Source organism: Chitinimonas taiwanensis DSM 18899 (genome assembly GCF_900119825.1).
In the GTDB taxonomy this organism is placed as follows: domain Bacteria; phylum Pseudomonadota; class Gammaproteobacteria; order Burkholderiales; family Chitinimonadaceae; genus Chitinimonas; species Chitinimonas taiwanensis.
Window position 1 is genome coordinate 178,437 of sequence record NZ_FPKR01000012.1, and the last position, 12,863, is coordinate 191,299.

General features: G+C 61.7%; 12 protein-coding genes. 7 read left to right on the plus strand and 5 right to left on the minus strand.

Annotation, left to right across the window (positions count from 1 at the left end; translation table 11 throughout):
- Positions 1–14 precede the first annotated feature (14 nt).
- The 5 genes from atpG to BT173_RS15465 all read left to right on the plus strand — a co-directional run bounded on the left by atpG (position 15) and on the right by BT173_RS15465 (position 5,600).
- Entirely contained in the window at positions 15–881 is an 867-nt protein-coding gene (gene atpG / locus BT173_RS15445) for a F0F1 ATP synthase subunit gamma (protein WP_072429557.1), read from the plus strand.
- A 40-nt stretch (positions 882–921) separates the two neighbouring features.
- Entirely contained in the window at positions 922–2,340 is a 1,419-nt protein-coding gene (gene atpD / locus BT173_RS15450; protein WP_072429558.1) for a F0F1 ATP synthase subunit beta, read from the plus strand.
- 11 nt (positions 2,341–2,351) lie between these two features.
- Entirely contained in the window at positions 2,352–2,777 is a 426-nt protein-coding gene (locus BT173_RS15455) for a F0F1 ATP synthase subunit epsilon (protein WP_072429559.1), read from the plus strand.
- A gap of 156 nt (positions 2,778–2,933) precedes the next feature.
- A complete protein-coding gene (gene glmU / locus BT173_RS15460; protein ID WP_175545615.1) occupies positions 2,934–4,304 on the plus strand; it encodes a bifunctional UDP-N-acetylglucosamine diphosphorylase/glucosamine-1-phosphate N-acetyltransferase GlmU in 1,371 nt (456 codons plus the stop codon).
- Between the two features lie 3 nt (positions 4,305–4,307).
- Positions 4,308–5,600 (plus strand): hypothetical protein, encoded by a 1,293-nt coding sequence (locus BT173_RS15465; RefSeq protein WP_072429560.1) that lies wholly within the window; start codon positions 4,308–4,310, stop codon positions 5,598–5,600.
- Here BT173_RS15465 and BT173_RS15470 read toward each other — a convergent pair whose 3' ends face one another.
- Positions 5,601–7,034, minus strand: a complete 1,434-nt coding sequence (locus BT173_RS15470) for a rhomboid family intramembrane serine protease (RefSeq protein WP_072429561.1) — start codon at positions 7,032–7,034, stop codon at positions 5,601–5,603. It abuts the gene before it with no gap.
- A gap of 205 nt (positions 7,035–7,239) precedes the next feature.
- Between BT173_RS15470 and glmS the strand changes: the two genes are divergently transcribed.
- A complete protein-coding gene (gene glmS, locus BT173_RS15475; protein ID WP_072429562.1) occupies positions 7,240–9,066 on the plus strand; it encodes a glutamine--fructose-6-phosphate transaminase (isomerizing) in 1,827 nt (608 codons plus the stop codon).
- Positions 9,067–9,293: 227 nt separating this feature from the next.
- Here glmS and BT173_RS15480 read toward each other — a convergent pair whose 3' ends face one another.
- The 4 genes from BT173_RS15480 to BT173_RS19680 form a co-directional block, all read right to left on the minus strand.
- Complete coding sequence (locus BT173_RS15480) at positions 9,294–9,599, minus strand: hypothetical protein (protein ID WP_072429563.1); 306 nt, start codon at positions 9,597–9,599, stop codon at positions 9,294–9,296.
- The gene (locus BT173_RS15485) at positions 9,596–10,360 is read right to left on the minus strand and encodes a peptidoglycan recognition protein family protein (protein ID WP_072429564.1); all 765 of its coding nucleotides are present in this window, start codon (positions 10,358–10,360) and stop codon (positions 9,596–9,598) included. The genes BT173_RS15480 and BT173_RS15485 overlap by 4 nt, the downstream gene beginning before the upstream one ends.
- The gene (locus BT173_RS15490; protein WP_175545616.1) at positions 10,357–10,944 is read right to left on the minus strand and encodes a PAAR domain-containing protein; all 588 of its coding nucleotides are present in this window, start codon (positions 10,942–10,944) and stop codon (positions 10,357–10,359) included. Before BT173_RS15490 ends, BT173_RS15485 begins: the two co-directional genes overlap by 4 nt.
- A gap of 431 nt (positions 10,945–11,375) precedes the next feature.
- Positions 11,376–11,546 (minus strand): hypothetical protein, encoded by a 171-nt coding sequence (locus tag BT173_RS19680; RefSeq protein WP_175545617.1) that lies wholly within the window; start codon positions 11,544–11,546, stop codon positions 11,376–11,378.
- A 279-nt stretch (positions 11,547–11,825) separates the two neighbouring features.
- Here BT173_RS19680 and BT173_RS15500 point away from each other — a divergent pair, with 279 nt between their 5' ends.
- Positions 11,826–12,845, plus strand: coding sequence for an IS110 family RNA-guided transposase (locus tag BT173_RS15500; RefSeq protein WP_072429567.1), 1,020 nt, complete (start codon positions 11,826–11,828; stop codon positions 12,843–12,845).
- Positions 12,846–12,863: the final 18 nt, after the last annotated feature.

The following is a 12,863-nucleotide window of genomic DNA, read 5'->3' on the forward strand; positions in this document are numbered from 1 at the left end:
AGAAAGGTCAAGTCATGGCAGGCGGCAAGGAAATTCGCAACAAGATCAAGAGCGTGCAAAACACGCGCAAGATCACCCGCGCCATGGAAATGGTAGCCGCGTCCAAGATGCGCAAGGCCCAAGCCCGGATGAAGGCGGCTCGTCCTTACGGTGAAAAGATCCGTAATGTGACCGCCCACCTGGCCCAAGCCCTGCAGGACTACGCTCACCCCTTCCTGACCAAGCGTGCGCAAGTGAAGCGCGCCGGCATTATCGTGGTAACGACCGACAAGGGTCTGTGCGGTGGCCTCAACACCAACGTGTTGCGCACCTCGCTGAACCAGATGAAGGCCTGGCAACAGGCCGGCATCGAAGTCGATGTCACCGCCATTGGTAACAAGGGCTTTGGCTTCATGCAGCGCAGCGGTGCCCGCGTGGTCTCGCATGTGACGCAACTCGGTGATACGCCGCACCTCGACAAACTGATCGGCCCGGTCAAGGTCATGCTTGACGCTTACATGGCTGGCCAGATCGACGAACTGCATATCGTCTACACCCGCTTCATCAACACGATGAAGCAGGAACCGGTGATGGAACAGCTCCTGCCGGTGCCCGCTGACAGCATGAAGCCGGTCAGCGATCACCCGTTCGAGTACATCTACGAGCCGGCACCTGAAGTGGTGATCGACGACCTGCTGATTCGCTATATCGAGGCGCTGGTTTACCAGGCAGTGGCCGAGAACATCGCTTCCGAACAAAGCGCACGGATGGTGGCCATGAAGGCCGCATCCGACAACGCCGGAACGGTGATTGATGAGCTCAAGCTGGTCTACAACAAGACCCGCCAAGCAGCCATCACCAAGGAACTGTCGGAAATCGTCGCCGGTGCAGCAGCGGTCTGATCGCAGCGCGGAACAGTATTTAACATTAAGGAATGCAACGATGAGCCAAGGTAAAATCGTGCAAATCATTGGCCCGGTGGTTGACGTGGAATTTCCACGCGACGCCATGCCGAAGGTATTTGACGCGCTGACGCTGGCCAGCCCGGAACTGACGCTGGAAGTTCAGCAGCAGCTGGGTGATGGTGTAGTCCGTGCAATCGCCATGGGTTCGACCGACGGCGTGAAGCGCGGTCAGGCCGTATCCAACACCGGCAACCCGATTTCGGTGCCGGTCGGCAAGGCTACGCTGGGCCGTATCATGGACGTGCTGGGCAACCCGGTGGATGAAGTCGGTCCCGTGGTCGCGGAAGAGCGTTGGTCCATCCACCGCAAGGCCCCGAAGTTCGACGAACTGTCGAGCTCGGTGGACCTGCTGGAAACCGGTATCAAGGTGATCGACTTGATCTGCCCGTTCGCCAAGGGCGGCAAGGTGGGTCTGTTCGGTGGCGCCGGTGTGGGCAAGACCGTGAACATGCTGGAACTGATCAACAACATCGCCAAGGCTCACTCGGGTCTGTCGGTGTTCGCTGGTGTGGGTGAGCGTACTCGTGAAGGTAACGACTTCTATCACGAGATGGCTGACTCCGGCGTGATCAAGCTGGACAACCTGGCCGAATCGAAAGTGGCCATGGTGTACGGCCAGATGAACGAGCCACCTGGCAACCGTCTGCGCGCAGCGCTGACCGGTCTGACCATGGCCGAGTACTTCCGCGACGAGAAGGACGAAAACGGCAAGGGCCGTGACGTGCTGTTCTTCGTGGACAACATCTACCGCTACACGCTGGCCGGTACCGAAGTGTCCGCGCTGCTGGGCCGTATGCCGTCCGCCGTGGGTTATCAGCCTACGCTGGCCGACGAAATGGGTCGCCTGCAAGAGCGTATCACCTCGACCAAGACTGGCTCGATCACCTCCATCCAGGCCGTTTACGTGCCTGCCGATGACTTGACCGACCCGTCGCCTGCCACGACCTTCGCCCACTTGGACGCAACCGTCGTGCTGTCGCGTGATATCGCCTCGCTGGGTATCTACCCTGCCGTGGACCCGCTCGACTCGACCTCGCGTCAGCTGGACCCGCAAATCGTGGGTGACGAGCACTACTCGGTGGCCCGTGGCGTGCAACAAACGCTGCAGCGCTACAAGGAACTGCGCGACATCATCGCGATTCTGGGCATGGACGAACTGTCGCCGGAAGACAAGCTGGTCGTGGCTCGCGCCCGTAAGATCCAGCGTTTCCTGTCGCAGCCTTTCCACGTGGCCGAAGTGTTCACCGGCGCCCCGGGCAAGTATGTGTCGCTCAAGGAAACCCTGCGCGGCTTCAAGGGCATCCTGGCTGGCGAATACGATCACCTGCCGGAACAGGCCTTCTACATGGTCGGCGGCATCGACGAAGCTGTCGAAAAAGCCAAGGGCCTGCAATAAGGGGTTAGGAAATGGCCATGACCATGCATGTGGACGTAGTCAGCGCTGAAGAGCAGATCTACTCGGGTACGGCCGAATTCCTGGCCGCCCCGGGCGAGATGGGCGAGATCGGCGTGCTGCCGCGCCACGCTCCGCTGCTCACCCGTATCAAAGCGGGTGCGCTGCGGATCAAGGTCGCCAATAGCAACGAAGAGGAAGTGCTGGTCTATGTGTCCGGCGGCATCCTTGAAGTGCAACCGCATGTGGTGACGGTTCTGGCCGACACCGCGATCCGCGGTCACGACCTTGACGAGGCGAAAGCGTTGGAAGCCAAGAAACTGGCCGAAGAAGCACTGGCCAACCGTTCCGGTTCGATTGACTACGCCTCGGCACAAGCCGAACTGGCGCAGGCAGTCGCCCAACTGGCCGCCATCAAGAAGTTGCGCAACCGCGCTTGATCGGCCTGACGGTGTCAGACAAAGAGGCAGCCTCCGGGCTGCCTTTTTTGTTGCCCGCACCACCCGCCGGCCTCCCCACCACGGCGCCGGACGGGTTTCCCTTTTTCGCCCGCGCCGCGATAATCGCCGCCTGACTTTTCTTCCCCGCGGGCTCCCATGTCTCTGAACGTGATCATCCTCGCTGCCGGCCAAGGCAAGCGCATGAATTCCAAACTGCCCAAGGTGCTGCAACCGCTGGCAGGCCGGCCCATGCTTGGCCATGTGTTGGAAGCCGGACGGGCCTTGCAGGCCGACCGCCTGGTGGTGGTTTACGGCCACGGTGGCGATCAGGTCCAGGCGGCGTTCCAGGGCCAGGCCGATGTGCGTTGGACGCACCAGGCCGAGCAGCTAGGCACCGGCCATGCGGTCGCACAGGCCCTGCCCGAGTGCAGCGAAGGTGTGGCGCTGATCTTGTACGGCGACTGCCCGCTGATCACCCCCGCCACCTTGCAGGCGCTGCTAGCCGCGGCCGGCGAAGACAAGCTGGCCGTGCTAACCGCGATGATGGACAACCCGACCGGCTATGGGCGCATCGTGCGCGATAGCGCCGGCCAGATCACCCGCATTGTCGAACAGAAGGATGCCAATGGGGCCGAGCAGGCGATCCGCGAGATCAATACCGGCTTTATCGCTGCGCCCTTGCGCCATTTGCGCGACTGGCTGCCCAAGCTGAAGAATGCCAATGCCCAGGGTGAGTACTACCTGACCGATATCATCGCCATGGCCGTCGAGCATGGCGTAGCCGTGGCCGGGGTAATTGCCGGTGATGCCTGGGAGCCGGCCGGGGTGAACGACAAACGCCAGCTGGCCGAGCTGGAGCGCGTGTATCAACGCCGCCAGGCCGACAAGCTCTTGGCCGGCGGCGTCACCCTGCTCGACCCGGCCCGTTTCGATCTGCGCGGCAGCGTCAGCCATGGTCAAGATGTGGAGATCGATGTGAACGTGATCCTGGAAGGCCGGATCACGCTCGGCAACGGCGTGAAGATCGGCCCGAACGTCTACCTGAAGAATGTCACGCTCGGTGATGGCGTAATCGTCAAGGCCAATACCGTGATCGAGGACAGCACGGTGGGTGCCGGTTCCGACCTCGGCCCGTTTGCGCGTGTGCGTCCCGACTCGGTGCTGGGCGAGAAGGTCCATATCGGCAACTTCGTCGAACTGAAGAAGGCGCGCCTCGGCAATGGCAGCAAGGCCGGTCACCTCGCCTATCTGGGCGATGCGGTGATTGGCGAGCGCGTCAATGTCTCGGCCGGCGTCATCACCTGCAATTACGACGGCGCGAACAAATTCACCACCACCATCGGCAACGATGCATTCATCGGCACCGATAGCCAGCTGGTGGCGCCGGTGACGATAGCGGATGGCGCGTATATCGCCGCCGGTTCCACCATCACCAAGGATGCGCCGGCCGATGCGCTGACCATCTGCCGCGCGCGCGACCAACGCTCGATTACCGGCTGGAAGAAGCCCACCAAGCAGAAAGGCTAAGGCATGGCGCGCCAGCCCCAGGCCATCACACCTTACTGGGAGTGCTTCCCCGCCTTCTTCCGCTATCCGTTCAGCCCCGACCCGCTGCTCAGCTGCCTGGGCGTGGCCTTGCTGGTTGCGCTGGGCGACTGGCTGTTCATGCCGCTGAATATTGCGGCCCAGTTCGCCGCCTGGGCGGTCTGTGCACGCTTCGCCTTCCAGGTGCTGGAGAAGACCGCCATCGGCCATCTTCATGACAACCCGGCCGGGCTGGCAGTCGGCCATGGCGGCCAGTACCTGGCCTATAAGCAGATCGTGGTGGCGCTGGCGGCTGGTGTGAGCTTTATCGCGGTGGCCAGCCTGTTCGGTCAGATCGCCGCTAGCCTGTGGGGCATTGCCCTGGCGCTGTTCTGGCCAGCCAGCACCATGGTGTTGGCGGTCAGCAATAGCCTGCTGGCTGCTTTGAATCCTGCACGGCTATGGCAGCTGGTTAGCGGCATCGGCCTGCCCTATCTGGGCCTGAGCGCGTTGCTGCTCTTGCTGCTCGGTGGGGATGCCACGGTCAGCCACTATCTGTTCCCGCATTTGCCCGAGCTATTGCGCGCACCGCTGGCCGGTTTCGGGCTCGCCTATTTCGCAGCGGTGATGGCGCGCCTGATGGGCTACACGCTGTACCAGTATCACGAGGAAGCCGGCATCGAGGTCGCACGCGGGTTTGCCGAACAGGCTCAGGACCAGACGGCCAGCGACCCCAAGCGTGCGGCCCTGCATGACATCAGCACGCTGATCCGCGAAGGCCAGCAGGCAAATGCCTTGCAGCTGCTACGCGAGCTGGCGCGCGACTATCCGTTCGATATCGAGGTGAATGAGCGCCTGCACAAGATGCTGTGCGCCGAGGCGGGTGCCGACCAAGAGATGCGCACACATGCCAGCCGCTATCTGGCCTTCCTGATCAGTGAACAGCGCTATGCACAGGCGGCGCGCATCGTGGACGCCCTGCAGCAGCGCTTCGCCGACTACCAGCCAGAGCGCGCAGGCTGGGTGCTGCCGCTGGCCACGGCCATGCTGGAGGGGCGGTTGGTGGAGGGGGCGTTCCGACTGATCAAGGGCTTTGATAAGCGCCATCCTGGCCACGCCGATATTCCGACCATCTACCTGCTCGGCGCGCGCCTGCTATGCGAGTACCGCAAGGATGATGCTGGTGCCGCGCGTATTCTCGAGCACCTGCTGGTGCGCTACCCCGATCATGCGGTGCGCGAGCCGGCCGCGCAGATGCTGAACACCGTCAAGCGTCTGCTGGCCGCCCAGGCCGGCTGATCAGCCGGCGCGCCGGCGCAGCAGGTAGTGCGCCTCGTCCGATTCGCTGTGCAATGAAGTCAGCATCGCTTCGAAGCGCGTCGCATCGGCTGCCGCGCCTTGCCGGCGCAAGGCTTCGCTCAGGCGCAGCAGCAGGCTGGGAATCTCCGGCCCCGGCTGGCGCGCCAGGCGGGTGACCAGCTGCTTGGCGATGTCGAATTGGCGTGCGTCGATGCACAGGCGCGCCACCGCCAGCCAATGATTGGCGCTCAGTCGCGGCATGGGCAGCTTGCGCCGGCCTGCTTCACGCAAGGCCTCGGCCACTACCTCACCGGGCAGTGCCTCACCACGCGCCGTACGGCCGACCAGCTGTTCGATGGCGGCTGGCAGTTGCGCGGGCGCGAGCTTGGCGCAACGGAAATAGGCGAGCAGATCGTCGGCCTTGGCGGGATAGCTAGCCAGCAGCCGCGCGTAATGCTGTGCAGCGCGCTCGAACTGTCCGGCATCCAGCAGGCGCTCCGCCTGTGCACGCAGCGTCGCCTGCGCATCGTCCACCCGCGCCTGCTCGACCGATGCGGCACTGCGACCACCGCGCCGCCAACGGTACAGCGCGGTCAATAGCGCGCCGGCCAGGAAGCCACCAAAGTGGGCGAGGAAGTTCACCTGATTGTCGGCAGCCGCCGTCAGGTACTGGAACAGCTCATTGCCCAGCCACACCGGCAGAATGACCAGCGCCGGCCAGCGCGCGGTATTGAAGAAGAACAGCAGCGCATAAAAGAAGCGGATGCGCTGCCAGCCGAACAGCACCACATAGCTGGCCATGACCGCCGAGATCGCACCGGATGCACCCAGCGACAGTCCGTACTGAGCCAGCACCAGGTCGGATACCGTGGCGCCCAGCCCGCCCAGCAGAAAGAGGCCGAGAAAGAGCAGCGGCCCCAGCGCCAGCTCCACCGTGTAGCCGACCAGGAAGAACACCGCCATATTGCCAAGCAGATGATCCCAGCTGCCATGCAGGAACATATGGCTGAACAGGGTCAGCACCTTCGGATGCGCAGGCGCCAGCGCGTAGCGCGGGGTGATCTGCTTGTCCCATAGACGTTCGAACTGCCCACGCTGGCGCCACCAGTCGGCATAGCCTTGCTGCTGCGGCCGTATCAGCTGGCCGGCGTGCAGCGCCTGCAGGAAGTCCGGATCAAGCTGCATCGCCTGCACCGTATATTCGGCCGGCTGCGCCTCGTCCAACGGCTGGCCTTGCGCGGCGCGATAGTCGCGATAGGCGGGCAGCTCGAAGGCCGGTAAATCCGACTGCATGTAGTAATGCAGCGCCTGTGCTGCACGTTGCTCGTCGCCGGCCTGGCCCAGATAGACCAGCGTGCAGACCAGCATGATCAGCAGGGTCAGCACAGGCGGCTTGCGCCAATCGGGTCGGGACGGCAGGGGCAGAATCAGCATGCGGGTAAGGATAGGACGGGGGTTGGGCGGCGAAGCATGCCAGAGTCGCCGCCGCGCGGCAGCCCCGAGCGCAGCGGAAGATCGTCCCGACTACGCGCTTATGCCATTTGCATTTTTAAGTAATGTAAAATGATGACGAAAACATACTCATAGCATGCGCAAGCTTGCTTAGACTTGTGCCATCCAACCAGATTCGGAGTTTTCCATGTGCGGTATTGTCGGCGCGATTGCGCAACGTGATGTGGTCGCCCACCTGATCGATGGGCTGAAGCGATTGGAATATCGCGGCTATGACTCGTCCGGCGTGGCGGTCTTGGTCAATAGCGCCATCCAGCGTGTGCGCCGCGTTGGCCGCGTGGCCGAGATGGAAAACGCCGCCCAGGCCGAACAGCTGCAAGGCCAGCTCGGCATTGGTCACACCCGCTGGGCCACCCATGGCGGCGTCACCGAGCCGAATGCCCACCCGCATATCTCCAAGCAGGTGGCGGTCGTCCACAACGGCATCATCGAAAACCACGATGAGCAGCGCCAGCGCCTGAAGGCGCTTGGCTATGTGTTCGAATCGCAGACCGACACCGAGGTGATCGCCCACCTGATCGAACACTATCTGGAAGAAACCGGCGAGCTTCTGGCCGCCGTGCAAAAGGCAGTGCGTGAGCTGCACGGCGCCTACGCGATTGGCGTGATCGCCATCCAGCAGCCCGACCTGCTGGTCTGCGCACGCATGGGCTGCCCACTGCTGATCGGCCTGGGCGAGGGTGAGAACTTCATCGCCTCCGATGTCTCGGCCGTACTCGCCGCCACCCGCAAGGTGATCTTCCTGGAAGAAGGCGATGTGGCCGCGCTGCGTACCGACAGCGTGCAGATCTTCGACCAGAGCGGCGCCAGCGTGCAGCGCGCCGTCCGCCTGTCGGAAGTCTCGCTCGCTTCGCTGGAGCTTGGCCCTTACCGCCACTTCATGCAGAAGGAAATCCACGAACAGCCCAAGGCCCTGGCCGACACCATCGAACAGGTGCTTGAGCAAGGCTTCGTGCCCGCGCTGTTCGGCGACCACAGCGGTGAACTGCTCAGCGAAGTGGAAGGCGTGCAGATCCTGGCCTGCGGCACCAGCTTCTACGCAGGCTCGGTCGCCAAGTACTGGATCGAGAGCATTGCCAAGCTGCCGTGCACAGTGGAAATCGCCAGCGAATACCGCTACCGCGAAGCCGTGGCCAACCCGAAATACCTGGTGGTGACCATCTCCCAATCGGGCGAAACCCTGGACACCATGGAAGCGCTCAAATACGCGCAGTCGCTCGGTCACGACCTCAGCCTATCGATCTGCAATGTGCAGGAATCGGCCATTCCGCGTGCCAGCAAGCTGGTGTTCTACACGCGCGCCGGTGCCGAAATTGGCGTGGCCTCCACCAAGGCCTTCACCACCCAGCTGGTCGCCCTGTTCACCCTGGCCGTCACGCTGGGCAAACTCAATGGCCGCTTCGGCAGCGACCAGGAGGCCGGCTATCTGGACGACCTGCGCCAGCTGCCGGGCAGCGTGCAGCATGCGCTGAATCTGGAACCGCAGATCAAGCCCTGGGCCGACCGCTTCTCGCCCAAGCAGCACGCGCTCTTCCTCGGCCGCGGTGTGCACTACCCCATCGCCCTGGAAGGCGCGCTCAAGCTCAAGGAGATCACCTATATCCACGCCGAAGCCTATGCGGCTGGCGAACTCAAGCACGGCCCGCTCGCCCTGGTGGACGAGAATATGCCGGTGGTGGTGATTGCGCCGAACGACAGCCTGCTGGAAAAGGTGAAGTCGAATATGCAGGAAGTGCGCGCACGCGGCGGCGAGCTATTCGTGTTCGCCGACCTCGACAGCGGCTTTGGTGAATCGGAAGGCGTACACGTGATCCGCACCCCGCGCCACGTGGGCGTACTCAGCCCCGTCGTGCACGCCATCCCGGTCCAACTGCTCGCCTACCACACGGCCCTGGCGCGCGGCACCGATGTGGACAAGCCGCGTAATCTGGCCAAGAGCGTGACGGTGGAGTAAGGCGCTTGAGCAACACTGATGACGTTGTTCTTGGACAAAATAGTCTGGGACAGAACAATTAAGTCCGGGACACCACATCAATGTCTGGGACAAGAGACCAATAACTTGCATTTTCGAGTCTCCAAGAAAGAAAAAGCCAACCCTCGAGGTTGGCATTTTCTTTGGTTCGTCCCAAGCATCGCCCGGATTTGAATTGCGGAGCAGTTTTGGGTCAAAACGTGGGGCAACTAGCGGTCTAGTCGCAGCGCGCAAGCCCGCAGATCAGTGATCCCATATCGGGCCCCACATATTTCACCGAACTGCTTCTGTCTTACTGGATCCAGCGTGGCCACAGTCTTCTCCTCGCAGTCACCACAGTCCAGCGGGTTGTAGTAGCGCATCTGCAGCGATGGCGATTTCTTCAGGAAAGGCTCCCAGCTCTGGCTTCGGTTGTGCTCTTCGCCAGCGTCCCAACGTCCCTGCCAGCCGACGAAGAGCAAGACAGCGCAGCAAACCAGCAGAATGATCCCGAAAATCTGGAGACCTTTTTTCATGGCTTGCTCAGCTTAAACCTAGCACGGATGAGATTGACTGCCGTCATGCCGTGCGTCCCCGGACAGGCACGGCCCTCACCGGTCGCGTTGTTCTGATACTCGCGATGCCCGCCGCAGATGGTAATGCGGAAGTGTGCTGACAGGCTGGTCACCAGTGCGTACAGCGAATTCATCTGCACAACCCTAAGCGTGTCCGTGGAGCTGTCATTGTTATCACTGACGATATCGGCCGTTGCACCAATACGTGCGCCCAACGACTTGTTCTTGTATTCCTGCTCCCAGGCCTCGCCTGGCTCAGAAAGATCGGCCAGCAACACGATACCAATCACTCCGGTGTTGCCCTTGTTGATATGGGCGCCTTTGAAACGGATGTCCCGCGCTTCATAGATCACACCGCGGCAATCGACGCCGTAGTGGTAGCTGACATCGTCGTAGCCTTTATCCATCTCCAGGCTTTGCGCTCGACGCATCTCGTCCGCGCCGATAGCGGAGCAGCTAAAGCTGTTACCCGCGTGATGAATGGCGATTTTGGTGTAGTCCCAGTCAGGATCGAGCGCGACCTTAGGTGGTGCGGCACGCCATTCTGAGCGGGTCTTCACGTTGTAGCCAATCTTGCGCAGGCTGACGATGATTGCCTGGCGCGTTGCAGCCTTGTCGTCGATCTTGACCACCTTGGCCTTCGCTTTGACGTCCGCTGCCCGGCTTTTCTCAATCTTGGCCCACGTGTCGAAGGTGCCGTTTTTCAGGTCATCACGTTTCATAGGTCAGCGACCTCCAGGAGCTTGGCGGGCGCCGAGAAATGAAAATGGACGGATACCGCCTCGTCTTCATCACCCTCGATCACCTCGGTGTAACCGTCGGCATCCGTTTTTCCGCTCTGCGTGCTGCCATCCGCGCGTGTGATGAGGTAGGCGCGGCCCGCGACGGGCTGGCCGGTAACATCGTCTACGCACTGGAAGCAGGTTGCATAGGTCTGGCGTTGGTCCGCTGATGTACTGGATGCTGAGGCAGCTGCGGCGGTTGATGAGCTGTCAGCCGAGCCACCCAAAGTCCCTTCTGCTGAGTCCGGGGCACTTTTGGCATTACCTGGCTCAACCGAGACGGTTAGGAGGGTTTGGGATCCGATCAGCGTGGCGCTACAGGATGTCTTGTGGCCATGAATCGCTACCGGTTTATCGGCATACCAGGTGTCACTTACCCCTTCAATGATGGGGAACGCACCTTTGCATTTGGGGCAGGAGACTTTGTCACCCAGTCGGGCGATGGGCTTACCCGCGACAGTGCTAGTTGGGTCACCTTCAATAACAGTGCCACCGTGATCGGTCTTGTCACCGAACACGATCACGGGCTTCCCTCGTCCCATAAGCTTTCTCTAATTATTACATAGTCATATTTTTGACCATGTTGCCACAATCAACAGACAGATGGGATTTGCAATAGGTCCTCAGATAACCTTCTCTCAGAGACGCCGCGAGAAATTAGACTAGTAGGCCGTAGCGCATGGCCACTAACACCGTGCCTGGATGTTAGTGGCCATGCGAGTAAAGGGAGTTTCGAGGCATACGCCGCTATTCTGCCCCCTGTCCGCTCCTCTGATTGGAAAGGGGCGAAGCGGTAAAAGACTAACCAATGCGATATGGCACCATCCTCAGCCCATTAGTTGACTTGAAAGACCAAACTGATCCAGAGAAGCACGAAAAGGCGTCAGGACATCAAGCGGATGATGTAAGCACCAAAGACAAACGGCGCCCTTGAGCGCCGTTTGTCGCTTATGACCTACTGGGAGGTGAGTTCAGCTGTGCTGGCCACGGCCCCCCCGAGACAGAGTAGGCCGGCAACGGTCATGATGGCGATATCTACTTTCTCGTCACGGCTGTAGCGCATTTGCACCACCGCGATGACACAGGCAATACCGATTGAATAGAGGAGAAAGGCAACGGTGCTCATGATCTGTTTGGTTTGATGGAGGTAGGCCAACAGACCTGCCTTGGGGCTGGATGTTCCTGAATGCACTTTCTATGAACTCGCTAGACCCTATGAAAGGTGAGTGCCGCTACCACCAGGTAGCGAGACAGCGTTGCGATGCTGAGGATCAATAGGAACGACGGGCGATTCACTAACGAATAAAAGGGACTTCCCCGTCCCGGATGAGCGGCGAAGCCGCAACGGCACCGCAGTGCCACGATGGCGTTTCCACCCGTCATCGCCAACCGGAAGGGGAAATCCATGGCCATTATCACCATCGGTATCGATCTCGCCAAGAACGTGTTTGCCGTGCACGGCGTCGATGAAACCGGCAAGCCGAACCTCGTCAAACCCAAGGTCCAGCGCGCCGACTTGTTAGCCCTGATCGTACAACTGCCGCCCTGCCTGATCGGCATGGAAGCCTGTTCCGGCGCCCATCACTGGGCACGCCTGTTTCAGCAGCACGGCCACACCGTCAAGCTGATCGCCCCCAAGTTCGTCGCGCCGTACCGACTCGGCGGCAAGCACGGCAAGAATGACGCGGCCGATGCCGCCGCCATCTGCGAAGCCGTTACCCGTCCGCACATGCGCTTCGTCCCCATCAAGAGCGCAGACCAGCAAGCCCTGCTCACCCTGCACCGCACCCGGCAAGGCCTGGTTGAAGACCGCACCGCCACCTACAACCGCATCCGCGGCCTGATTGCCGAGTTCGGCATTGTGCTGCCCCAGAAGGTGGAACGGCTGCGGCGTGAGATCGGTGCGCATCTGGAAGATCTGCCCGGCTGGGCCAATCGCTGCATTGGCGACTTGCTGCAGTACGCCAGCCAGCTAAGTGAGCGGATCGACAGCTACAGCGACGCGATTGCGCAGCAGGCCCGGCAGGATGATCGCGCGCGACAGCTACAGCGCCAGCCCGGCATCGGCCCCACCACGGCCAGCGCGCTGCTGGCCAGCATCGGCGCCGGGCATGACTTCGACTCCGGCCGGCAGCTGGCCGCCTGGATCGGCTTGGTGCCCGGTCAATACAGCAGCGGTGGCAAAACGCGATTGGGGCGGATTACCAAGGCGGGGGATGCGTATCTGCGCAGCCTGCTGGTGATGGGGGCTCGCGCGGTGCTGGCGGGCTTGGGCGACAAGCAGGACCGCTACAGTCGCTGGGCCCGGAATCTGCAGTCACGACGGGGTTACTGGAAAGCAGTGGTGGCCATCGCCGCGAAGAACGCGCGCATGGCCTGGGCCATCCTGCGTTATGGGCATGACTTCACGGTGCTAGCCGACTGACGCGGCAGTCGCCAGGTC

What these genes read in the sequence shown, in the direction of transcription:
- atpG (WP_072429557.1), top strand. Translation starts at nt 15, where the DNA reads ATGGCAGGCGGCAAGGAAATTCGCAACAAGATCAAGAGCGTGCAAAAC.
- atpD (WP_072429558.1), top strand. Translation starts at nt 922, where the DNA reads ATGAGCCAAGGTAAAATCGTGCAAATCATTGGCCCGGTGGTTGACGTG.
- BT173_RS15455 (WP_072429559.1), top strand. Translation starts at nt 2,352, where the DNA reads ATGGCCATGACCATGCATGTGGACGTAGTCAGCGCTGAAGAGCAGATC.
- glmU (WP_175545615.1), top strand. Translation starts at nt 2,934, where the DNA reads ATGTCTCTGAACGTGATCATCCTCGCTGCCGGCCAAGGCAAGCGCATG.
- BT173_RS15465 (WP_072429560.1), top strand. Translation starts at nt 4,308, where the DNA reads ATGGCGCGCCAGCCCCAGGCCATCACACCTTACTGGGAGTGCTTCCCC.
- BT173_RS15470 (WP_072429561.1), bottom strand. Translation starts at nt 7,034, where the DNA reads ATGCTGATTCTGCCCCTGCCGTCCCGACCCGATTGGCGCAAGCCGCCT.
- glmS (WP_072429562.1), top strand. Translation starts at nt 7,240, where the DNA reads ATGTGCGGTATTGTCGGCGCGATTGCGCAACGTGATGTGGTCGCCCAC.
- BT173_RS15480 (WP_072429563.1), bottom strand. Translation starts at nt 9,599, where the DNA reads ATGAAAAAAGGTCTCCAGATTTTCGGGATCATTCTGCTGGTTTGCTGC.
- BT173_RS15485 (WP_072429564.1), bottom strand. Translation starts at nt 10,360, where the DNA reads ATGAAACGTGATGACCTGAAAAACGGCACCTTCGACACGTGGGCCAAG.
- BT173_RS19680 (WP_175545617.1), bottom strand. Translation starts at nt 11,546, where the DNA reads ATGAGCACCGTTGCCTTTCTCCTCTATTCAATCGGTATTGCCTGTGTC.
- BT173_RS15500 (WP_072429567.1), top strand. Translation starts at nt 11,826, where the DNA reads ATGGCCATTATCACCATCGGTATCGATCTCGCCAAGAACGTGTTTGCC.